The organism is Streptomyces ficellus (genome assembly GCF_030406405.1).
Lineage (GTDB): Bacteria > Actinomycetota > Actinomycetes > Streptomycetales > Streptomycetaceae > Streptomyces > Streptomyces ficellus_B.
On the sequence record NZ_JAUEPL010000011.1, the window covers coordinates 45,413 to 68,311 of the forward strand.

Below are 22,899 nucleotides of genomic sequence, written 5' to 3' on the forward strand. Positions count from 1 at the left end.
AGGTCCCTTCCGTCGTCACTTCGAGACGTTGGCGGCGGCCGGGGCGTCCTCTGCCAGCAGCTTGCCGTCCGACGTCTCGAACTGCTTCTTGAACGCGGAGATGGCGTCGGCGACGGCCGTGAGGGTGTCGTCGGACATCTTCGCGCCCTCGCGGATCGAGGTCATCAGCCCCTTGTGCTCCCGGTGCAGGAAGTCCAGCAGCTCGCGCTCGAAGCGACGGATGTCCGCGACCGGGACGTCGTCCATCTTGCCCGTGGTGCCGGCCCACACGGAGACGACCTGGTTCTCGGTCGCCATGGGCTGGTACTGGGGCTGCTTGAGCAGCTCGACCATGCGCTTACCGCGCTCCAGGGAGGCCTTCGACGCGGCGTCCAGGTCGGAACCGAAGGCGGCGAACGCCTCCAGCTCGCGGTACTGGGCGAGGTCCACGCGAAGCCGGCCGGAGACCTGGCGCATCGCCTTGTGCTGGGCGGAGCCACCGACACGGGAGACCGAGATACCGACGTTCAGGGCCGGGCGCTGACCGGCGTTGAACAGGTCGGACTCCAGGAAGCACTGGCCGTCGGTGATGGAGATGACGTTGGTCGGGATGAACGCCGAGACGTCGTTGGCCTTCGTCTCGACGATCGGCAGACCGGTCATCGAACCGGCGCCCATCTCGTCGGAGAGCTTGGCGCAGCGCTCCAGCAGACGCGAGTGCAGGTAGAAGACGTCACCCGGGTAGGCCTCACGGCCCGGCGGGCGGCGCAGCAGCAGGGACACGGCACGGTAGGCGTCGGCCTGCTTCGACAGGTCGTCGAAGATGATCAGGACGTGCTTGCCCTGGTACATCCAGTGCTGGCCGATGGCGGAGCCGGTGTAGGGCGCCAGGTACTTGAAGCCGGCCGGGTCGGACGCCGGGGCGGCGACGATGGTCGTGTACTCCAGGGCACCGGCCTCCTCCAGCGCGCCGCGCACGGACGCGATGGTGGAGCCCTTCTGGCCGATGGCGACGTAGATGCAGCGGACCTGCTTCTTCGGGTCGCCCGAGCGCCAGTTGTCGCGCTGGTTGATGATCGTGTCGACGGCCAGGGCGGTCTTGCCGGTCTGACGGTCACCGATGATCAGCTGACGCTGGCCACGGCCGATCGGGGTCATGGCGTCGACGGCCTTGTAACCCGTCTCCATCGGCTCGTGCACCGACTTGCGCTGCATCACCGTGGGGGCCTGCAGTTCGAGGGCACGGCGGCCCTCGGTCGCGATCTCGCCGAGACCGTCGATCGGGGTGCCGAGCGGGTCGACGACCCGGCCCAGGTAGCCCTCGCCGACGGCGACGGACAGCACCTCGCCGGTGCGGGTGACCGGCTGGCCCTCCTCGATGCCGCTGAACTCACCGAGGACAATGGCACCGATCTCGCGCTCCTCGAGGTTGAGGGCGAGGCCGAGGGTGCCGTCCTCGAACTTCAGCAGCTCGTTCGCCATGGTCGAGGGCAGCCCCTCGACCTTCGCGATGCCGTCGCCGGCAAGGCTGACCGTACCGACCTCCTCGCGCGAGGCCGCGTCCGGCTTGTACGACTGGACAAAGTTCTCCAGCGCGTCCCGGATCTCCTCCGGCCGGATCGTGAGCTCCGCCATCTGGGTTCCCTGCTCTCCTTGTTGGGCCCGAAGTTTCTTTGGGGGGTCTGGGGCTGTGCTGCCCTGAGCGGCTGTCGCCGCGGGCCCCCAGAACTTCTGCATCCTGTGCACGGCCCAACCGGGCCGTAGGTAACGCTTGTTGAGTTGGTGGCCTGGTCAGCCGGCCAGCCGCCGGGCCGCCTCTTCGAGACGGTTGGCGATGGTGCCGCTGATGACCTCGTCACCGACCCGCACCGAGATACCGCCGAGGACCGAGGGGTCCACGTCCAGGTTCAGGTGCATCTGCCGGCCGTACAGCTTGGCCAGAACGGCGCCGAGGCGCTGCTTCTGCTGGTCGGACAGCGGCACCGCCGAGGTGACGACCGCGACCATCCGGTCCCGGCGCGCCGCGGCGAGCTTGGACAGGGACTCGAGTCCCGCTTCCAGGCTACGTCCCCGCGGCTGCGTAACAAGACGGACGACCAGCCGCTCGGTGACCGGATTGGCCTTGCCGCCGAGCAGGCTGCGCAGCAGCTCCGCCTTGGCGGGCGCGGTGGCCGCCCGGTCGGTGAGCGCGGCCCGCAGCTCGGTGCTGGACGAGACGATCCGGCCGAACCGGAACAGCTCGTCCTCCACGTCGTCGAGCGCACCGGCCTGCTGCGCCGCGGTGAGGTCGGCGATGTTCGCCAGCTCCTCGGCCGCGTCGACCAGGTCGCGCGAGTACGACCAGCGGGACCGGACCATGCCGGAGACCAGGTCGACGGTCTCGCCGCCCACCTGACCGCTGAGCAGTCGCGTGGCGAGCTCGGCCTTGGCCTCGCCGGCCTGCGCCGGGTCGGTCAGGACCCGACGCAGCGACACCTCGCGGTCGAGCAGCGCGGTAACGGCGGCCAGCTCACCGGCGAGCTTCGCCGCGTCGACCGAGGTGTTGTCGGTCAGCGCGTCGAGACGCTCACGTGCGGCAGCCAGTGCCTCGCGGCTCGCTCCATTCATCGGGTGGCCTCGGCCTTCTCCTCGAGCTCGTCGAGGAAGCGGTCGATGGTGCGGCTCTGGCGGGCGACGTCCTCAAGGGACTCGCCGACCAGCTTGCCGGCCAGGTCGGTGGCGAGCTTGCCCACGTCCTGGCGCAGCGCGGTCGCCGCGGCCTTGCGGTCGGCCTCGATCTGGGCGTGGCCGGCCGCGATGATCTCCTCGCGCTGGCGCTGGCCCTCCGCCTTCATCTCCTGGATGATCGCGGCGCCCTGCTCCTGCGCCTCCTGGCGCAGCCGCGCGGCCTCGTGGCGGGCCTCGGCGAGCTGAGCCTTGTACTGCTCGAGCACACTCTGGGCTTCGATCTGGGCCGACTCGGCCTTCTCGATGCCACCCTCGATCGCCTCGCGGCGCTGCTCCAGAACCTTGTTGATGTTCGGGAGGAGCTTCTTGGCGAGGAAGCCGAAGACGATGGCGAAGGCGATCAGGCCGATGACGAGCTCGTCGAGATGCGGGACGATAGGAGGCTGAGGCTCCTCCGTCGCCGCAAGGAACAGAGCGTTCACATCAGTGCCTTCCGTAAAAGTGTCTGGGCTGTCGGTCCGGCTTACTGGAAGACGAAGCCCATGACGATGCCGATGAGGGCGAGCGCCTCACAGAAGGCGAAACCCATGATCTGGTTGGTACGGATCAGACCGGCCGCCTCGGGCTGACGGGCGAGGGCCTGGGTGCCGTTACCGAAGATGATGCCGACGCCGACGCCGGGGCCGATGGCCGCGAGGCCGTAGCCAACAGCGTTCATGTTGCCGGAGACGGTGTTCTCGGCGGCGAGGGTCTGGAGAACGGACATGCCGGATCTTCCTTCTCTTTCAATGACCCGGTGGGGGTTGGCCACCGGATGACTGGGGGTCTTGAGGGAGTGGGCTGGCTCAGTGGTGCTCGGCGAGCGCGCCCTGTACGTAGCTGCAGGCCAGGAGGACGAAGACGTACGCCTGGACGGCCTGGATGAAGAGCTCGAAGGCGGTCATCGCGACGACCATCACGAAGGAGGCACCGGCGTAGACGAAGCCGAGCCCGTTCATCAGGTACCAGGTGGCCAGCGAGAACATCACGATCAGCATGTGGCCGGCGAACATGTTCGCGAAGAGCCGGACCGCGTGCGTGAAGGGGCGGATGATCAGGTTGGAGAGGAACTCCAGGGCCATGACCATCGGCAGGATGGGGCCCAGGTTCTTGTCGTAGCCGAGGATGTTCTTCCAGCCGCCCACGAAGCCGTGCTTCTTGAACGTCAGGCCGACCCACGTCACATAGACGACCAGGGCGAGACCGGCCGGGAAGGCGATCAGCGACGTGACCGGGAACTGGGCGAGCGGGATGATCGACCAGAGGTTCAGGATCCAGACGAAGAAGAACAGCGACACCATGAAGGGGACGTACTTCTCGCCGTCCTTCTTGCCGATGATCTCGTAGACGATGCCGCGGCGGACGAAGTCGTACCCGGCCTCACCGATCATCTGCACCTTGCCGGGCACCAGCTTCGGCTTGGCGAAAGCGGCCCAGAAGAAGGCGACGATCAGAACCGAACCCAGCAGGGCCAGCAGCATGGGCTTCGTGAACTCGAAGCCGGCCACGGTGGCGATGGGCTCGTACATGAACGTGTGGAGGCCCGGCGCCGGGAAGCCGCATGGGGTGAAGATGTGGCAGCTCGGATCGAAGGCAAGCGTCTGGTCAGCACTCACCGCGGGCTCCTTCAGCGTGGCGCATAGGTACGGCAACCTCGTTGTGTCGGCGCGGCACGCAGCCGCGGTTCGGCACTGGACTGGTCTTACGGATGGGGGGGCGGCGGTTCGGCGTCGAGCCTCGCGCTGGGACAGGCGTCAGCTCGGATGGCCGCGCCCGCAGTGCCGCAGTTGGCACCGGACGATAGCAGCATCGCGAACGCGCGTTTATCCCGGCCCTACTCCTCACGTCGACGGCCCCGTCCTCTCGGGCTTACCGCCCTTGTCGGAGGCGGGATCCACGTAAAGGATCTTGGCCTTCATGTAGGCGCGGGCCTGGGCCGCGACCCAGACGATGGTCGCCGCGAGCAGCGTGAAGGCGAAGGCCTTGAAATCGAACAGCGTGGTGCTCTTGAGCAAGGCCATGATCATGAACAACAGCAAGAGCTGGGCCATGTAGAGCATCAGCCCCATGGCCTGGAAAAGCTGGGGCAGTGACTTCGCCGTCCGCTGGAGCACCACCAGCCCGGCCCCCATGAAGAGGACGACCACCAGCGTGCCGGCGACGGCGCCGATCGCCCCCTTGCCGCCGGCGACCACACCGCTGACCACGGTCGCCAGAGCGCCGGTGGCAAGGGTGGGTACGGCGGCGTACAGCAGGGTGCGTGCGTCGTTGGACGGCATGGCGGCATCTCCGCTTGCTGGTGGGGGCAGTGGTGTCGTCATGGACGAGCGTAAGCCCGGTCCGAGGTGTGTCTCGGGGCCAAACAGCCGTCGCACTACGGCCCTTCGGCTCTGTCGCCGGGTCTCGTGAACGGTATCACAAACTATTTGATGAGGTCTTTACCCTGTGGTGTGCTGACTCTCACACATGAGAGTGACCCTGCCCGTGTGTGCAGGACAGCGGGCCGGTTTGTCTGGTAATGGCCGCGTCCGGGGCGGTCGTCAACCGCGCGTACCGGCCTTCCGCCGGTCGTGGAGCTCCGGGAGGGCGCTGAGCGCGGTCGCCCCGTTGACCCCCGCCGGGACGGGTACGCGCTCCTCCTCTTCGTACGAGGGCGAAGGCTCGGGCGCGCTCTGCGCGAGCGGCTGCGCCCTGCGGCGGCGGTAGCGCGGCGGAACGAACGACTCCGCCCAGCGCGGGGCGCGCGGGGTGAACCGGGGCAGCAGCAGGAGCACCAGCCCGATGGCGCTCAGCGCGACGATCACCAGCACGATCCACATCGACGCCGAGTGCACCGAGTAGGCGAGCGTCCCGAAGGCGATCAGCGCCGACCAGAAGTACATGATCAGCACCGCCCGGCTGTGCGAGTGGCCGATCTCCAGCAGCCGGTGGTGCAGGTGCCCCCGGTCGGCCGCGAACGGCGACTGGCCGTTCCACGTACGGCGCACGATCGCCAGCACCAGGTCCGCCACCGGGATCGCGATGATCGTCAGCGGCAGCAGCAGCGGGATGAAGACGGGCAGCGCGGCGTGCGTGGCCTCACGGGTGGAGCCCTCGAAGATCTTCAGCGCGTCCGGGTCGACCTGACCGGTGATCGAGATCGCCGACGCCGCCAGCACCAGGCCGATCAGCATCGAGCCCGAGTCGCCCATGAAGATCCGCGCGGGGTGCATGTTGTGCGGCATGAAGCCCAGGCACATGCCCATCAGGATGGCGGCGAACAGCGTCGCGGGGGCGGCGGCCTCGATGCCGTAGCTGAACCAGATCCGGTAGGCGTAGAGGAAGAACGCGGCGGAGGCGAGGCACACCATGCCGGCCGCGAGACCGTCGAGGCCGTCGACGAAGTTCACCGCGTTGATGGTGATGACGACCAGGGCCACCGTCAGGAGCGTGCCCTGCCACTGCGTGAGCGCGACCGTGCCGATACCGGGGATCGGCAGCCACAGGATCGTCAGGCCCTGCATGACCATCACGCCCGCGGCGATCATCTGCCCGCCGAGCTTGATCAGGGCGTCGATCTCGAACTTGTCGTCCAGGACGCCGATCAGCCAGATCAGGGCGGCGCCGGAGAGCAGCGCGCGCGGCTCGTTGGACAGCTCGAAGACGCTGTTGAGGTTCGCCAGGTGGTCGGCGACGAGCAGCCCCGCGCACAGCCCGAAGAACATGGCGATGCCGCCGAGCCGCGGCGTCGGTTCTCGGTGTACGTCGCGGGCGCGGATCTCCGGCATCGCTCCGGCCGCGATGGCGAACTTCCGCACCGGACCGGTCAGCAGATAGGTCACCGCGGCCGTGACACAGAGCGTCAGCAGGTAATCACGCACGGGCTGCCCCACAGGAATCGCTGGCCATCTCAGCCCCACACCCTAGCCGTGCTGTCCATGTGGTTGAGGACATCCGGCCACCGCCGACGGTTGCACGGGGCCCGCAGGGCACCCTTCTACCCCCGATACGGGGGAAATCGCTCGGCCAGTTCACGCACCCGGGCGCGGACGCGCGGCGCCTTTTCCGGCTCCGCGCGCAGGGCCGCCGTGAACAGCTCGGCGATCCGCTCCATCTCCGGGCGGCCCATCCCCTGGGTCGTGACGGCGGCCGTGCCGAACCTGATGCCGCGCTCGTCCCCGTACGGCAGGGCGCAGGTGTCCAGGACGATGCCGGCGGCCATCAGGCGGGCCCTGGCGGCACGGCCCTCGACGCCGAGGGGGCCGGGGTCGGCGGTGATGAGGTGGGTGTCGGTGCCGCCCGTGGTGATCGCGAAGCCCTGTTCGGCGAGCGCGTCGGCGAGGGCGCGGGCGTTGGCCACCACCTGATGGGTGTACGCCGTGAACGCCTCGGTCGCCGCCTCGCCGAAGGCGACGGCCTTGGCGGCGATCGTGTGCATCTGGGCGCCGCCCTGCGTGAACGGGAACACCGCCCGGTCGATGCGCTCCGCCAGCTCGGCGCCGCACAGGAGCATGCCGCCGCGCGGTCCGCGCAACACCTTGTGCGTCGTGGCGCAGACGACGTCGGCGTACGGAACGGGATTGGGCGCCGCCCCGCCGGCGACCAGGCCGATCGGGTGCGCGGCGTCCGCGATCAGGCACGCCCCGACCTCGTCGGCGATCTCGCGGAACTGGGCGTAGTCGATGTGCCGGGGGTAGGAGATCGACCCGCAGACGATCGCTTTCGGCCGGTGCTCGTGCGCGAGGACGCGCACCTGCTCGTAGTCGATGAGCCCGGTCTCGGCGTCGACTCCGTACGGGACGAAGTCGAACCAGCGGCCGGAGAAGTTGGCCGGCGACCCGTGCGTCAGGTGCCCCCCGTACGCCAGCCCCATGGCGAGCACCGTGTCGCCGGGCCTCAGCAGCGCCGCGTACGCCGCGAGGACGGCCGACGACCCGGAGTGGGACTGCACGTTCGCGTGATCGGCCCCGAACAGCGCGGTGGCCCGCTGGACGGCGATCCGCTCGGCGGCGTCGACGATCTCGCACCCGCCGTGGTACCGGGCGCCGGGGTAGCCCTCGGCGTACTTGTTGGCGAGCGGCGAACCGAGCGCGGCCAGCACGGCGGGCGAGACGAAGTTCTCGGCGGCGATCAGCTGCAGGCTGTCGGCCTGCCGCCGCGCTTCCCCCGCCAGTACGTCGGCGATCTCGGGATCCTGCCCTCGCAGGACGTCGACATCCGGCCGGTACGGGTTCGTCCCACGCACATCGGCGGCAGCAGCGGTGACCGGCATCAGTGGCTCCAGGCGTCCGGGCGGGCCCCGTCACCCACCAATGTAGGCCCCCACCCGCCTCACCGCCGGGCAGAAACCCCCGTCAGGGCGGTCACCACAGAATCCAGCGCCTGGTGGAGCCCAATCCCCGACGCGCCCCTCGCACCGCTCGGCCCCAGGGGCCTCACAGGCTTCGGGCCGCTGCGCCGGACTCCGTCCAGCGACCGGAATCCACCCTCACCGCCGGGCGGAAACCCCCGTCAAAGCCGTCACCACAGGATCGAGCGCCTGGTGGATCTCGTCGCCGATCGAACGGAAGAAGGTGATGGGCGCGCCGTACGGATCGTTGACCTCGTCGGCTTCCGCGCTGGGGGCCAGCAGCCACCCGCGTAGAGCGGCGGCCGCGCGGACCAGGGCGCGGGCGCGTTCGACCATGCCGTCGCTCAGGGGGTCCGGCAGCGTGGCCGGATCTATCGCCCGTACGAGGCGCGTGAACTCCTTCAGGGTGAAGGTGCGCAGCCCCGCCGAGTGGCCCATCGAGATGACCTGGGCGCGGTGGTCGCGGGTCGCCGTCAGCACCAGGTCGGCCCTGATGACGTGCTCGTCGAGCAGCTCCCGGCCGACGAAGCCGCTCGCGTCCGCGCCGAAGTCGGCGAGGACCGTCTCGGCGTTGGGCTCCATGGGGGCGCCCTCGTGGCCCCAGGTGCCCGCGCTCTCCACGATCAGGCCGCCGCCCAGGGAGTCGCCCAGGCGGTCGCTGAGGGCATGGCGGGTCAGCCGCTCGGTGATCGGCGAGCGGCAGACGTTGCCGGTGCTGACGTGGAGGATGCGGAAGGTGCTCTCCGTGCCTATGCCACGCCCCTCAGGGGCGGTCAACTGGCCACCTCGAGGTCGGGTACGACCTTGCGCAGCTCTTCCGCGTCGATCGCGCCCGCGCGCAGCAGCAGGGGGACCTCGCCCGTGACGTCGACGATCGACGACGGCACGATGCCCGGGGTCGGACCCCCGTCCAGGTACACGGAGACGGAGTCGCCCAGCATCTGCTGCGCGGCGTCGCAATCCTCCGGCGCCGGGTGGCCCGTCAGGTTGGCGGACGAGACGGCCATGGGACCGACCTCGGTGAGCAGCTCGATGGCGACCGGGTGCAGCGGCATGCGGATCGCGACGGTGCCCCGGGTGTCGCCCAGGTCCCACTGGAGCGACGGCTGGTGCTTGGCGACCAGCGTCAGGGCGCCAGGCCAGAAGGCGTCGACCAGCTCCCACGCCTTCTCGGAGAAGTCCGTGACCAGGCCGTGCAGGGTGTTCGGCGAGCCGATCAGGACAGGGGTGGGCATATTGCGGCCACGCCCCTTGGCCTCCAGCAGGTCGGCGACGGCCTCCGGGCTGAAGGCGTCCGCACCGATCCCGTACACGGTGTCGGTGGGCAGCACGACCAACTCGCCACGGCGGACGGCGGACGCGGCCTCACGCAGGCCGGTCGTACGGTCGGTCGCGTCGTTGCAGTCGTATCGCCGTGCCATCAGCGGGCCTCCTTGTACACGTGCTCTGTCATGGCGTCGCCTTGCGCGCGGTCGCGAAGCGCGGGCGGTTGTTCAGGTCGGGGTGGTCGGCGGCGTCCGTCCAGCCGGCCTCCTCGTTGAAGATCCACGGCACCTGGCCGCCCTGCGTGTCGGCGTGCTCGACGACGACGAGGCCGCCGGGGCGCAGCAGCCGGTGCGCGGTGCGTTCGATGCCGCGGATCGTGTCGAGGCCGTCCTCGCCGGAGAAGAGCGCCATCTCCGGGTCGTGGTCGCGGGCCTCGGGCGCGACGTACTCCCACTCGGTGAGGGGGATGTACGGAGGGTTGGAGATGACCAGGTCGACCTGGCCGTCGAGCTCGGGGAGGGCCGTCAGGGCGTCTCCCCGGTGCACGGTGACCCTGGACCCCTCGGCGTTCTTCCGCGTCCACACCAGCGCGTCCTCGGACAGCTCCACGGCGTGCACGCGCGAGCGCGGCACCTCCTGGGCCATGGCGAGCGCGATGGCGCCGGAGCCGGAGCACAGGTCGACGATCAGCGGCTCGACGACGTCCATCGCCCGTACGGCGTCTATGGCCCAGCCGACGACCGACTCGGTCTCGGGGCGGGGCACGAAGACGCCGGGGCCGACCTGGAGCTCCAGGTAGCGGAAGAACGCCCGCCCGGTGATGTGCTGGAGCGGCTCGCGGGCCTCGCGGCGGGCGACGGTCTCCCAGTAGCGGGCGTCGAAGTCCGCGTCCTTGACGGTGTGCAGCTCTCCCCGCTTGACGCCGTGCACGAACGCGGCGAGCTCCTCCGCGTCGAAGCGCGGTGACGGCACGCCGGCGTCGGCCAGCCGCTGGGTGGCCTGGGCCACCTCGGCAAGCAGCAGAGTGCGGGGGCCTGGGGGCCGGCCCCCAGAATGTCGCTGCACGCTGATCCTCCGGGCTGAGCGGGTAGCGGGTATTCGGGTGTTACTGGGCGGCGGCGAGCTTCGCGGCGGAGTCGGCGTCGACACACGCCTGGATCACCGCGTCGAGCTCACCGTCGAGCACCTGGTCCAAGTTGTACGCCTTGAAGCCGACCCGGTGGTCCGAGATCCGGTTTTCCGGGAAGTTGTACGTGCGGATCTTCTCGGACCGGTCGACGGTACGCACCTGGCTGCGGCGCGCGTCGGCGGCGTTCTTCTCAGCCTCCTCCTGGGCGGCGGCCAGCAGCCTGGAGCGCAGGATACGCATGGCCTGCTCCTTGTTCTGGAGCTGGCTCTTCTCGTTCTGGCAGGAGGCGACGATGCCGGTCGGCAGGTGGGTGATGCGTACGGCGGAGTCGGTGGTGTTGACGGACTGGCCGCCGGGCCCGGAGGACCGGTAGACGTCGATGCGCAGGTCGTTGGCGTGGATCTCGACGTCGATCTCCTCCGCCTCGGGCGTCACCAGGACACCGGCCGCGGAGGTGTGGATACGGCCCTGCGACTCGGTGGCCGGCACCCGCTGCACGCGGTGCACGCCGCCCTCGTACTTCAGCCGCGCCCAGACGCCCTGGCCGGGCTCGGTGGCGCCGTTGCCGCCCTTGGTCTTCACCGCGACCTGGACGTCCTTGTAGCCGCCGAGCTCGGACTCGGTGGCGTCGATGATCTCGGTCTTCCAGCCGACGCGCTCGGCGTAGCGCAGGTACATGCGCAGCAGGTCGCCGGCGAACAGGGCCGACTCGTCGCCGCCCGCGCCCGCCTTGATCTCCAGGATGACGTCCTTGTCGTCGCTGGGGTCGCGCGGGACGAGCAGCAGCCGCAGCTTGTCGGTGAGCTCCTCGCGCTCCTTCTCCAGCTCCTTGACCTCGGCGGCGAAGTCGGGGTCGTCGGCGGCGTACTCGCGTGCGGTCTCGATGTCCTCGCCGGTCTGCTTCCAGGCGCGGTACGTGGTGATGATCGGCGTCAGCTCCGCGTAACGCTTGTTGAGCTTGCGCGCGTTGGCCTGATCGGCGTGGACCGAAGGGTCGGCGAGCTTCTTCTCGAGATCGGCGTGCTCGCCGATCAGTTCCTCGACCGCTTCGAACATCGGGGGCTCCTGGTTTCGCGAAATGGCTGCTGTGGAAGACGGCAAAGCGCCGGTCCCGGCCACCCCACACCGGGGCGACCGGAGACCGGCGCAGGGGCTCGCTACTTGGCGGAGCCGGCAGCCTTCTTGCCGAAGCGGGCCTCGAAGCGGGCCACACGGCCACCGGTGTCGAGGATCTTCTGCTTGCCCGTGTAGAACGGGTGGCACTCGGAGCAGACCTCGGCACGGATGTTGCCGCTCTGGATCGTGCTACGGGTGGTGAACGACGCGCCACAGGTGCAGCTGACCTGCGTCTCGACGTACTCGGGGTGGATCTCGCGCTTCAAGGTGTCTCCTAGTTTCGGGAGGGCGCCGGGTCGCACGGGCGGGATGCGCGTGCGTGAACCGGGGCCGACGTACCAGTCTGCCAGGACCGGCCGTATCTCCCAAAACCGGGGTCGGCCCGAATGTATTCCGGACTACTTCACGACCCCGTCGGCATGGCCCTTGGCGGTGTCCCTGGTGGCGGAGGCGGGGATCGGCCGGTCTGCCTTGAGGGCCGTCCAGACCTGCTGGGACTGGGCCTGGAGCGGTACGACGCGGTTGAGGTCGGCCGGATCGTACTGGACGGGAAGCGTGATCATGTGGACGTCGTCGGCGCCGAGCTGCTTCAGGCCGCCGGCGAAGTCGGCGAGCTCCTTGACGGAGTCGAGCTCGGAGTCGGGCCTGATCGCCTTGGTGGCGGTGTTGGCGAGGTCCCACAGCTTCGTGGGGCTGGTGAAGACGCCGACGCTCTTGGCCTGCTCGATGAAGGCCTTCATAAAGGCCTGCTGGAGCTGTATTCGGCCCAGATCGCTGCCGTCGCCGACGCCCTTGCGGGTGCGTACGAGGCCGAGGGCCTGCTCCCCGGTGAGGGTGTGGGTGCCGGCGGCCAGGTCGAGGTGGCTGCTGTTGTCGTTGATCGCCTTGGTGGTGGTGATCCGCACGCCGCCGAGCTGGTCGATGAGCTTCTTGAAGCCGGTGAAGTCGACCTCGATGTAGTGGTCCATGCGGATGCCGGACATCGTCTCGACCGTCTTCACCGCGCAGGCCGGGCCGCCGACCTCGTACGCCGTGTTGAACATGGCCTTGCGCTGGCCGGGGACTCTCGCGCCGGTCTTGTCGGTGCAGTCGGGACGCTCGATGATCGTGTCGCGCGGTACGGAGACGACGCTCGCCTTCTTGTGGCCCTCGTAGACGTGCAGGATCATCGCGGTGTCGGAGCGGGCGGCGCCCTCGTCCCTGCCGTACTCGCCGTTGGCGCCGGAGCGGGAGTCGGAGCCGAGGACCAGGATGTCCAGGGAGCCGTTGTCGACGTTCTGCGGGCGGTCGTCGTCGCGCAGCTGGGCGTTGATGTCGACGGCGTCGATGTTGCCGTTGAGCGCGAAGTAGGCGTACCCGACTCCGCATCCGCCGACCAGGACCAGCCCCGCGGCGGACCACGCGGCGACGGTGACCGTCCTTCGCCCCTTGCCGGGCCGGCGACGGCGGCGTCCGGTGGCCCGTATTCGGCTGGTCTTGCCCTGCTCGGCCATGTTCTCCTCAGTCCTCGCTGGTTCCGCTACCCCCAGCCGTGGTGATCAGGCACGGTCCGCCGGCGGCTGTCCGATGTCTGGTCAGACGGTGGAGCGACCGAAAGGGTTGCACAGGGGCCTGAGGAGCCCCGGCGGCAACGCACTGTGCCCACCGTGCGGGGCACGGTGGGCACAGACCTGCTTCACCTGGGGTTTTCAGTCACTGCGGCGGGCTTGGCGGCCCTGGTACGGGCCGCCGTGGACGTGGCGAAGATCGCACGGCCCGCCGGAGCGGGACACGGCCGTCAGCCGAACAGGTTGTACGCCTGCCAGCCGGAGCCGAAGTCCTTGCGGGCGAGGAAGCCGCCCTTGCCGTTGCCCGGGTACAGCCACAGCTTGCCGGCGGTGTCGCGGGTCATGACGTCGGCGACGCCGTCACTGTTGACGTCACCGGTGGTGATGAGCGCGTTCATCGTGCCGAAGGCCCCGACGAGGACGGGCGCGGCCCACGGCTTGGTGGCGACGCCGGTGCCCTTGTACAGGTAGGTCTTGCCGTCCTTGGCGCGCGCGAAGATGTCGGCCTTGCCGTCGTTGGTGAAGTCACCGTGACCGCGGATCATCGTGAACGAGCCCCACGCGGTGCCCACCGCGACCGGCGCGGCGAAGGCGCCGGTGCCCTTGCCGGGGTAGATGCGCATGGTGCCTGTCGAGTCCACCGCGATCATGTCGGGCAGCTCGTCCCCGGTGACGTCACCGGGGAGCAGGATCGCCTTGTGCTTGCCCCAGGCCTTGGCGACGAGCTTGGGGTCCGCGGTGTCGCTGTACCCCAGGTAGACGTCACCGTTGGGCATACGGAAGAGCAGGTCCTGGTAGTCGTCCCGGTTCAGGTCGCCCTGGACCTGCATCGTGATGCCGGCCCAGTTGCCGTGGTTGAACTTCCGGTACAGCGAGGTGACCCGGGAGACCCATCCGAACAGGGTGTTGTCGGACGCACGACGGGCCAGAAGGTCCGCGGTGTGGTCGTCACCGCTCCAGTTGGTGTCGTCGACACGCGCCTGGATCGGCGCGGAGTACGTGGAGACCTTCGCGTACACGCCGTACTTGCCCGCCGCCGAGCAGTCCGCGTCGCCCCACGAGACGATGCCGACGAGCTTGCCGCCGACGACCAGCGGGCCGCCGGAGTCACCGTTGCAGGTGGTCTCGCTGGTCTCGTCGCTGCCGGTGGGCGCGGCGCCCGCGCAGAGCATGTGGCCCTTGATGAAGCCGTCGGGGTAGGCGGCGGCGCAGTTGGTGTCCGAGACGATGTCCGCGTCGGCGACCTTCAGCGTCTGCGAGGCGCTGTCGGGGTTGGTGGAGCTGGTGCGGCCCCAGCCGTACACCTTGCCGTCCCGGCCGGCCTGGTAGAGCGCCGAGTCGGTGGGCTGCGCGAGCGGCAGCGGCTTGACGGAGACGGGGGAGGCCAGCGTGAGGACGGCCACGTCGGCGTCGAGGGTGTACGGGCTGTACGCCGGGTGGTTCCACTGCCGGTACGCGATGCGCGTCTGGCCACCGTGGTAATCCAAGACGGGCGCGCCATCGGCGTCCTTCTGCCCCGTGTCCGTGGGCAACTGGTCCGTGCCGACGACGACCACGCCGGTCTGGTACCACTTGATGCCCTTGACGCAGTGGGCCGCGGTGGCGACCTTCGTCGGGGCGATCACGGCGCCGCCGCAGAAGTAGCCCGCCCCGGTGCTGTCCTTGAAGTGGAGCTGGGCCATCCACGGCGCTGTGGAGATGGTCGTCTCCTGGCCGCCGATGATGCGGGCGCTCGGCGCACTGCTGGCTTCGGCTCCATCCGGCTGCTTCACCAGGGAGCGCTCACTCTTGGTGTCGGCCTTCATGGCGTCCACGACGCGCTTGCTCAGCTCGCTCTTCGACGGCTCAGCGGGCTTCGGTGGCTGGCTGCTGATCCGCGGGGCCTCGTTGGCCTCGGCGGAGTCGGAACCGGTGACGGCGATGCCCGCTCCCACCAGTGCGACGACTGCGGCCGCGGCCGGCAGCGCGATGGTCATACGGCGCCGGTGCCGGCCGCCGCGCGTGCGTATCTGCACTGAGTAAACCCCTCCGGAAGAATCCATGACGGTGGAGGGCGTGCCTCGCGTACGGCAGCGCGCCGGAAACTCCCCTGGCCTCGGCCGGCGCTGCACGGCGGAAATCCCCCCACGTGAATGCGCTGATGTTACGCCTGTCAATTACCTGTTGACCAGCGGGACGTGAGAAAGGCGTGAAAGCGAGACCGCCCCGTCACCGAAGTGACGGGGCGGTCCGGCCGTGCGTACCTGATACGACGTCAGTCGTTGCCGTTGCCGGCCGACGGGGTCGTCTTCTGGATCTGCAGCAGGAACTCGGCGTTCGACTTCGTCTGCTTCATCTTGTCGAGCAGCAGCTCGATCGCCTGCTGCTGGTCGAGCGCGTGCAGCACCCGGCGCAGCTTCCAGACGATGGCGAGCTCGTCGCTGCCGAGCAGGATCTCCTCCTTGCGGGTGCCGGACGCGTCGACGTCCACCGCGGGGAAGATGCGCTTGTCGGCGAGCTTCCGGTCGAGCTTGAGCTCCATGTTGCCGGTGCCCTTGAACTCCTCGAAGATCACCTCGTCCATGCGCGAGCCGGTGTCGACCAGCGCGGTGGCCAGGATGGTCAGCGAGCCGCCGTCCTCGATGTTGCGCGCGGCACCGAAGAAGCGCTTCGGCGGGTAGAGCGCGGTCGAGTCGACACCACCGGAGAGGATGCGGCCGGAGGCGGGCGCCGCGAGGTTGTACGCGCGGCCCAGGCGGGTGATCGAGTCGAGCAGGACGACCACGTCGTGACCCAGCTCCACCAGGCGCTTGGCGCGCTCGATGGCCAGCTCGGCGACCGTGGTGTGGTCCTCGGCCGGGCGGTCGAAGGTCGAGGAGATGACCTCGCCCTTGACCGACCGCTGCATGTCGGTGACCTCTTCCGGACGCTCGTCGACCAGGACGACCATCAGGTGGCACTCGGGGTTGTTCGTGGTGATCGCGTTGGCGACCGCCTGCATGATCATGGTCTTGCCGGTCTTCGGCGGGGCCACGATCAGGCCTCGCTGGCCCTTGCCGATCGGCGACACCAGGTCGATGATCCGCGTGGTCAGCACACCCGGGTCGGTCTCCAGACGGAGGCGGTCCTGCGGGTAGAGCGGGGTCAGCTTGTTGAACTCGGGGCGGCCACGGCCCGAGTCGGCGGCCATGCCGTTCGCCGAGTCCAGGCGGACCAGCGCGTTGAACTTCTCGCGGCGCTCGCCCTCCTTCGGCTGGCGCACGGCGCCGGTGACGTGGTCACCCTTGCGCAGGCCGTTCTTGCGGACCTGGGCGAGCGAGACGTACACGTCGTTCGGGCCGGGCAGGTAGCCGGAGGTCCGGATGAACGCGTAGTTGTCGAGGATGTCCAGGATGCCCGCGACGGGGATCAGGACGTCGTCCTCGGAGACCTGCGGCTCACCGGTCTGGAAGTCGTCACGGCCACGGCGGCCACGGCGGTCGCGGTAGCGGCCACGGCGGCCGCGACGGCCGCCCGCCTCGTCGTCGTACGCGTCGTCCTGCGGCCCGGCCTGCTGGCTCTGCGGGCCGCCCTGGCGCTGCTGGCGCTGGCCGCCGCCCTGCTGCTCGTCGCCCTTCCCGCGGCCACGGTCGCGGTCGCGGTCGCGGTCACGCTGGCGGTCCCGGCGGTCGCCGCGCTCACCACGGTCGCCGCGGTCGCGCTGGCGGTCCCGGCGGCCGCCCTCGGCGGTGTCCAGGGACGCGTCGGCCTTCGCCTCGGGCTGCCCGTCGGCCTTCGTGTCGGTCTTGACCTCCGTACGCACGTCCGTACGGGCCTCGGTGCGGGTGTCGCCCTCCGGGCTGCCGACCGGCGCGGTGGCGCGGCGACGGCGGCGCTCCCCCACGGGCTGGTCGTCGCTGGCGGGCTGACCGGGGATCTCGATCTGCTGCTGCGCCACGACCTTCTCGGCCGCCGGCGCGGCCTGGTCGGCCTTGTCGGCCTTGTGGACCTTGTCGGTCCCGATGGCCTTGTCGGCGCCTTCGTCGCCCGTACGGGCCTTGGAGGTGGCGCGCCGCTTGGGCTTGGTGTCGGCGGCGCCCACGGCCGCGTCGGCGCTCTTCGGCGCGGCGCCGCCGCCTCCGGCCTGCGCCTCCTTGATGACCTCGATCAGCTGGCTCTTGCGCATACGCGCGGTGCCCCTGATGCCGAGGCCTGACGCGACCTGCTGCAGCTCGGCCAGGACCATGCCCTCGAGGCCGGTGCCGGAGCGGCGGCGCCGTGACGTGGTGCCAGTGGCAGCACCTGCGGCGGGCGCGGCGGTGTCGACACTGTTGTCGGCAGTCACGCCCATCAGATCGGTGGTGTCGCTCACGAAGGGTCCTTCCCTGGAGCGGACGTCGGCCTTCTGGCTCGGCGACCGGTTGTGCTGTCCGACAGCGGTCCTTGATCGGGGATCGTGTCGGGGCGGTGGTCCCGCCGGGTACGGCGGAGAAGAAAAAACGTGCTGGGGTCCGGCCCGAGGCCCCCTGCTCGGCCCGCTCCTGGGAAAAGCGAGGGGTGTCGCGCGCCGGTTCCGGAGCGTGCTCGAAACTGCTCAGGCAGGCTGCTCAGGCAGTGGAGGAGGCTCCCGGAAGAATGGTGGTCCCGGATGGGGACACTCAGCACCGCGCCACAAAGACGTCGGGTGCAGACTTGAGGTTAACACTACCGGCTCCAACAAACATTCCCCCTCTCCAACACCGGCAACCGTGTACCTACGGGGCGAGCGGCAGAACGCTCGCGCCCGAGACGTCGAGGGCGAGCCTGTTGGCCGCCCAGCCCTCGCCCGCCAGTTTCGCGACCTTGTCGGCCGCGCCCTCCTCGGCCAGCGCGAGCACGGTGGGGCCCGCGCCGGAGATGACCGCGGGGATGCCATCGGCACGCAGCCGGTTCACGAGTTCCACGCTCTGCGGCATGGCAGGGGCGCGGTACTCCTGGTGGAGCCGGTCCTCGGTGGCGGCGAGCAACAGCTCGGGGCGCCGGGTCAGGGCCTCGACCAGCAGCGCGGCACGGCCGGCGTTGGCCGCCGCGTCCACGTGGGGGACGGTGCGCGGCAGCAGGCCCCGCGCGGTCTCGGTGAGTACCGGCTTACCCGGCACGAAAACCACCGGAACGATGGAATCGGCGGGGTCCATCCTGATCGCCCGCGCCGCGCCGCCCTCGGTCCAGGCGAGCGTGAAGCCGCCGAGCAGGCAGGCGGCCACGTTGTCGGGGTGTCCCTCGATCTCCGTGGCGAGCTCCAGCAGCGCCGCGTCGTCGAGCTTGGCGTCGCCGCCTATGGTCACCGCGCGGGCGGCGACGATACCGGCACAGATGGCGGCCGAGGAAGAGCCGAGGCCACGGCCGTGCGGGATGCGGTTGGCGCAGACGACCTCCAGGCCGCGCGGCTGTCCGCCGAGCAGGTCGAAGGCCGTGCGCAGGGAGCGTACGAGCAGATGGCTCTCGTCGCGCGGGAGCGTCTCGGCGCCCTCGCCGGCGATGTCGATGTGCAGTCCGGAGTCGGCGACCCGGACGACGACGTCGTCGTACAGCCCCAGCGACAGGCCGAGGGCGTCGAAGCCCGGGCCGAGGTTGGCGCTGGTGGCGGGAACGCGCACCCGGACGGCGGCGGCGCGGAACGCGGGACCGGCCATCGCTCGATGACTCTCCTTGCATCTGACGACGAGGCGTCGCGGTTTTCGAGGTTTCGGGATTCGGGGTTCTTACCAGACGTACGCACGCCCATGGGCCGCATCGGCATCAACGGCAACAGCACCGCGGCATATGCGGCGGGGCGGGTTCGGTACAGCCTATCGAAGGAAGGTTCTGTGGCGACATAGGGCGCACAGGAGGCGCACGATGCGTGTCGCGAGCCTTCCCGTGCTCCTGTGTCCGGTGCCGTGCGGGTTGTGGTTTTCGGCCATTCCCCGCTGGTGTCCCAGACGAATCGCGGCCGAATCCCGGCCGAATCCGGGACGCGTCTCGGACGAATCTGCGACGAGTCTCAGACCAGGCCGAGCCGCTCGGCGGCGGTGGCCGCGTCGACCGGCACGGTGACCGGCTGGGGCGCTCCGGCGACCGCCCAGTCCGGGTCCTTCAGGCCGTTTCCCGTCACGGTGCACACGATCGTCTGCCCCGGGTCCACCCTGCCCTGCTCGGCGGCCTTCAGCAGACCGGCCACGGACGCGGCGGACGCGGGCTCCACGAAGACGCCCTCCTGCGAGGCCAACAGCCGGTAGGCGCGCAGGATCTCACGGTCCGTCACTTCATCGATGAACCCGCCCGACTCGTCCCGCGCGGCGAGCGCGTACGTCCAGGAGGCCGGGTTGCCGATCCGGATGGCGGTGGCGATGGTGGACGGGTCCTTGACGACCTCGCCGCGCACGATGGGCGCCGAGCCGGACGCCTGGAAGCCCCACATGCGCGGCGTACGGGTGGCGATGGCGTCCGCCGCGTACTCCTTGTAGCCCTTCCAGTACGCGGTGATGTTGCCGGCGTTGCCGACGGGCAGGACGTGGATGTCGGGGGCGTCGCCCAGCATGTCCACGATCTCGAACGCGGCGGTCTTCTGGCCCTCGATACGGACCGGATTGACCGAATTGACCAGCGCCACCGGGTAGTTGTCGGACAGCGCCCGGGCCAGGGTGAGGCAGTCGTCGAAGTTTCCGTCCACCTGGAGGATCTTCGCGCCGTGCACGAGGGCCTGGCCCATCTTGCCGAGCGCGATCTTGCCCTGCGGCACGAGGACGGCCGACACCATGCCGGCCCGTACGGCATAGGCGGCGGCCGAGGCGGAGGTGTTGCCGGTGGAGGCGCAGATGACGGCCTGCGCGCCCTCCTCCTTGGCCCGGGTGATGGCCATGGTCATGCCGCGGTCCTTGAAGGAGCCGGTGGGGTTGGCGCCCTCGACCTTCAGGTGGACCTCACAGCCCGTGCGCTCGGAGAGCACCTGCGCGGGCACGAGCGGCGTGCCACCCTCGCGGAGGGTGACGACCGGGGTGGTGTCCGTGACCGGCAGCCGGTCGCGGTACTCCTCGATGATTCCGCGCCACTGGTGAGTCATTGCTGGTTACTCTCCTTCGACCCGCATGATGCTGGCGACACCACGCACGGTGTCGAGTTTGCGCAGCGCTTCGACGGTCCCGGAGAGGGCGGCGTCGGGCGCGCGGTGGGTGACGACGACGAGCGATGCCTCGCCGTCCTTGCCCTGCTGGCGCACCGTATCGATGGATACGCCGTGCTCGGCGAAGACCGTCGCGACCTGGGCGAGGACGCCCGGCTTGTCGGCCACGTCGAGGCTGATGTGGTACCGCGTCACGACGTCGCCCATGGGGCTGACGGGCAGCTGGGTGTACGCGGACTCGCCGGGTCCCGTCGCGTCGTTGAGGCGGTTGCGGCAGACGGCGACCAGGTCGCCGAGGACGGCGGACGCGGTCGGCGAGCCGCCGGCGCCGGGTCCGTAGAACATCAGCTGACCGGCCGCGTCCGCCTCGACGAACACGGCGTTGTAGGCGCCCCGTACGGAAGCCAGGGGATGGCTGAGCGGGATCATCGCGGGGTGCACGCGCGCGGTGACGGACCCGCCGTCGGCGGCGCGCTCGCAGATGGCGAGCAGCTTGATGGTGCAGCCCATGCGCCGGGCGGAGGCGAAGTCGGCGGCGGTGACCTCGGTCATGCCCTCGCGGTACACATCGTCGAGGCGTACGCGGGTGTGGAAGGCGATCCCGGCCAGGATGGCGGCCTTGGCGGCGGCGTCGAAGCCCTCGACGTCGGCGGTCGGGTCGGCCTCCGCGTACCCGAGGGCCGTGGCCTCGTCCAGTGCCTCGGAGTAGCCGGCGCCGGAGGTGTCCATCTTGTCGAGGATGAAATTGGTGGTCCCGTTCACGATCCCCAGGACCCGGTTGACCTTGTCACCGGCGAGGGATTCACGCAGCGGCCGGATCAGCGGGATCGCGCCCGCGACGGCCGCCTCGTAGTAGAGGTCGCGGCCGTGCTCCTCGGCGGCCGCGTAGAGGGCCGCACCGTCCTCCGCGAGGAGCGCCTTGTTCGCCGAGACGACGGAGGCGCCGTGCTCGAAGGCGGTGGTGATGAGCGTACGGGCGGGCTCGATGCCCCCGATGACCTCGACCACGACGTCGATGTCGCCGCGTTTGACGAGGGCGGTCGCGTCGGTGGTGATGAGCTCCTGCGGGATGCCCTCACGCACCTTGGAAGGCCGGCGGACGGCGACACCGGCGAGCTCGACCGGGGCACCGATGCGCGCGGCGAGGTCGTCGGCGTGCGTCGTCATGATGCGCGCCACCTCTGAGCCGACCACTCCACAGCCCAGCAGCGCCACCTTCAGCGGACGCGTACGCATCATCCGACCTCGTTTCTCATACTTCTACGGTGTGGACCAGTCTCACTCACCGGACGGGAGTTTCTCGCTCCCGTCCGGATTATGAGACATCTATTTCATTAACCGACATCAAGACGCAGAAGATCTTCCTCTGTCTCGCGCCGGACGATCACGCGCGCTTCGCCGTCGCGGACCGCGACGACCGGCGGGCGGAGTGCGTGGTTGTAGTTGCTCGCCATGGAGCGGCAGTACGCCCCGGTGGCGGGTACGGCGAGGAGGTCACCCGGCGCCAGGTCGGCCGGCAGGAACGCGTCCTTGACCACGATGTCCCCGCTCTCGCAGTGCTTGCCGACGACGCGGCTGAGCATCGGCTCGGCGTCGCTCGTCCTGGACACCAGGGCGACGGTGTACTCGGCGTCGTACAGGGCGGTGCGGATGTTGTCCGACATGCCGCCGTCGACACTCACATACGTACGCAGCCCCTCGAGCGGCTTGATGGTGCCCACCTCGTAGAGCGTGAAGGCGGTGGGCCCGACGATGGCGCGCCCGGGCTCGACGGAGATGCGCGGCATGCTCAGCCCGGCCGCCTCGCACTCCCGGTGCACGATCTCGGTGAGCGCCTTGGCGATCTCGTACGGTTCGCGCGGGTCGTCGTCGGAGGTGTACGCGATGCCGAGGCCGCCGCCGAGGTCGATCTCGGGCAGCTCCACACCGTGCTCGTCGCGGATCTGCTTGAGCAGGCCGATGACGCGGTGGGCGGCCACCTCGAAGCCGGAGGTGTCGAAGATCTGCGACCCGATGTGGGAGTGGATGCCGATGAGCTCCAGCCCGTCCAGCTTGAGCGCCCGCCGCACGGCCTCGGCGGCCTGCCCCCCGGCGAGCGCGAGCCCGAACTTCTGGTCTTCGTGCGCGGTGGCGATGAACTCGTGGGTGTGGGCCTCGACGCCGACGGTGACGCGGATCTGGACCTTCTGCCGCTTCCCGAGGGACTGGGCGATATGCGCGACGCGGGCGATCTCCTGGAAGGAGTCGAGGACGATGCGCCCGACGCCCGCTTCCACGGCCTGGTGGATCTCCGCCACGGACTTGTTGTTCCCGTGGAAGGCGATCCGGTCGGCGGGCATCCCGGCGTCGAGGGCGGTGATCAGCTCTCCCCCGGAGCACACGTCGAGATTGAGCCCCTCCTCCTTCAGCCACCGCACGACGGCGCGGCTGAGGAAGGCCTTCCCGGCGTAGAACACGTCCGCGTCCTTGCCGAACGCCTCGGCCCAGGCCCGGCAGCGGGCGCGGAAGTCGGCCTCGTCGAGGAAGTAGGCGGGGGTGCCGAACTCCTCGGCGAGCGCGGTGGCGGTCAGACCGCCGATGGTGAGGACGCCGTCCTCGTTCCGGCTGACGGTCCGGGCCCACACCTTCTCGTCGAGGTGGTTGAGGTCGGCGGGTGGGGCGGTGTAGTGGCCCTCGGGCAGGACATCGGCGTGACGGGGCCCGGCGGGGTGTGCGGAACGGCTCATGT

At 69.9% G+C, this 22,899-nt stretch carries 20 protein-coding genes; all 20 read right to left on the reverse strand.

Going from position 1 to position 22,899, the window contains the following annotated elements; genetic code table 11:
• Positions 1-15: 15 nt before the first annotated feature.
• Entirely contained in the window at positions 16-1,614 is a 1,599-nt protein-coding gene (atpA, locus tag QWM81_RS10550; protein ID WP_290111529.1) for a F0F1 ATP synthase subunit alpha, read from the reverse strand.
• 156 nt (positions 1,615-1,770) lie between these two features.
• The gene (locus QWM81_RS10555; RefSeq protein WP_290111530.1) at positions 1,771-2,586 is read right to left on the reverse strand and encodes a F0F1 ATP synthase subunit delta; all 816 of its coding nucleotides are present in this window, start codon (positions 2,584-2,586) and stop codon (positions 1,771-1,773) included.
• Complete coding sequence (locus QWM81_RS10560) at positions 2,583-3,128, reverse strand: F0F1 ATP synthase subunit B (protein WP_290111531.1); 546 nt, start codon at positions 3,126-3,128, stop codon at positions 2,583-2,585. The genes QWM81_RS10555 and QWM81_RS10560 overlap by 4 nt, the downstream gene beginning before the upstream one ends.
• Before the next feature lie 41 nt (positions 3,129-3,169).
• Entirely contained in the window at positions 3,170-3,412 is a 243-nt protein-coding gene (gene atpE / locus QWM81_RS10565; protein WP_290111532.1) for an ATP synthase F0 subunit C, read from the reverse strand.
• 79 nt (positions 3,413-3,491) lie between these two features.
• Complete coding sequence (atpB, locus tag QWM81_RS10570; protein ID WP_290111533.1) at positions 3,492-4,301, reverse strand: F0F1 ATP synthase subunit A; 810 nt, start codon at positions 4,299-4,301, stop codon at positions 3,492-3,494.
• Positions 4,302-4,526: 225 nt separating this feature from the next.
• Positions 4,527-4,964 (reverse strand): Cg1360 family ATP-synthase-associated protein, encoded by a 438-nt coding sequence (locus tag QWM81_RS10575; RefSeq protein WP_290111534.1) that lies wholly within the window; start codon positions 4,962-4,964, stop codon positions 4,527-4,529.
• Between the two features lie 261 nt (positions 4,965-5,225).
• Entirely contained in the window at positions 5,226-6,545 is a 1,320-nt protein-coding gene (locus tag QWM81_RS10580; protein ID WP_290111535.1) for an MraY family glycosyltransferase, read from the reverse strand.
• Between the two features lie 116 nt (positions 6,546-6,661).
• Positions 6,662-7,936, reverse strand: coding sequence for a serine hydroxymethyltransferase (gene glyA / locus QWM81_RS10585; protein WP_290111536.1), 1,275 nt, complete (start codon positions 7,934-7,936; stop codon positions 6,662-6,664).
• A 216-nt stretch (positions 7,937-8,152) separates the two neighbouring features.
• Positions 8,153-8,791, reverse strand: coding sequence for an arsenate reductase/protein-tyrosine-phosphatase family protein (locus QWM81_RS10590; RefSeq protein ID WP_290111537.1), 639 nt, complete (start codon positions 8,789-8,791; stop codon positions 8,153-8,155).
• Entirely contained in the window at positions 8,788-9,435 is a 648-nt protein-coding gene (locus tag QWM81_RS10595) for an L-threonylcarbamoyladenylate synthase (RefSeq protein WP_290111538.1), read from the reverse strand. The genes QWM81_RS10590 and QWM81_RS10595 overlap by 4 nt, the downstream gene beginning before the upstream one ends.
• Positions 9,436-9,463: 28 nt before the next feature.
• Positions 9,464-10,345 (reverse strand): peptide chain release factor N(5)-glutamine methyltransferase, encoded by an 882-nt coding sequence (prmC, locus tag QWM81_RS10600; RefSeq protein WP_290111539.1) that lies wholly within the window; start codon positions 10,343-10,345, stop codon positions 9,464-9,466.
• Between the two features lie 40 nt (positions 10,346-10,385).
• Positions 10,386-11,465: a peptide chain release factor 1 gene (prfA, locus tag QWM81_RS10605; protein ID WP_290111540.1), complete on the reverse strand. Its 1,080-nt coding sequence runs from the start codon at positions 11,463-11,465 to the stop codon at positions 10,386-10,388.
• A 101-nt stretch (positions 11,466-11,566) separates the two neighbouring features.
• Entirely contained in the window at positions 11,567-11,791 is a 225-nt protein-coding gene (rpmE, locus tag QWM81_RS10610) for a 50S ribosomal protein L31 (protein WP_290111541.1), read from the reverse strand.
• A gap of 132 nt (positions 11,792-11,923) precedes the next feature.
• Positions 11,924-13,018, reverse strand: coding sequence for an LCP family protein (locus QWM81_RS10615; protein WP_290111542.1), 1,095 nt, complete (start codon positions 13,016-13,018; stop codon positions 11,924-11,926).
• Positions 13,019-13,302: 284 nt separating this feature from the next.
• Positions 13,303-15,048, reverse strand: coding sequence for a trypsin-like serine protease (locus QWM81_RS10620; RefSeq protein ID WP_290111605.1), 1,746 nt, complete (start codon positions 15,046-15,048; stop codon positions 13,303-13,305).
• Positions 15,049-15,326: 278 nt separating this feature from the next.
• Positions 15,327-17,402: a transcription termination factor Rho gene (gene rho, locus QWM81_RS10625; protein WP_290111543.1), complete on the reverse strand. Its 2,076-nt coding sequence runs from the start codon at positions 17,400-17,402 to the stop codon at positions 15,327-15,329.
• A 382-nt stretch (positions 17,403-17,784) separates the two neighbouring features.
• Entirely contained in the window at positions 17,785-18,702 is a 918-nt protein-coding gene (gene thrB / locus QWM81_RS10630) for a homoserine kinase (RefSeq protein WP_290111544.1), read from the reverse strand.
• Positions 18,703-19,052: 350 nt separating this feature from the next.
• Positions 19,053-20,111: a threonine synthase gene (thrC, locus tag QWM81_RS10635; RefSeq protein WP_290111545.1), complete on the reverse strand. Its 1,059-nt coding sequence runs from the start codon at positions 20,109-20,111 to the stop codon at positions 19,053-19,055.
• Positions 20,112-20,117: 6 nt separating this feature from the next.
• The gene (locus QWM81_RS10640) at positions 20,118-21,407 is read right to left on the reverse strand and encodes a homoserine dehydrogenase (RefSeq protein ID WP_290111607.1); all 1,290 of its coding nucleotides are present in this window, start codon (positions 21,405-21,407) and stop codon (positions 20,118-20,120) included.
• Between the two features lie 98 nt (positions 21,408-21,505).
• Positions 21,506-22,897, reverse strand: a complete 1,392-nt coding sequence (gene lysA / locus QWM81_RS10645) for a diaminopimelate decarboxylase (RefSeq protein ID WP_290111546.1) — start codon at positions 22,895-22,897, stop codon at positions 21,506-21,508.
• Positions 22,898-22,899: the final 2 nt, after the last annotated feature.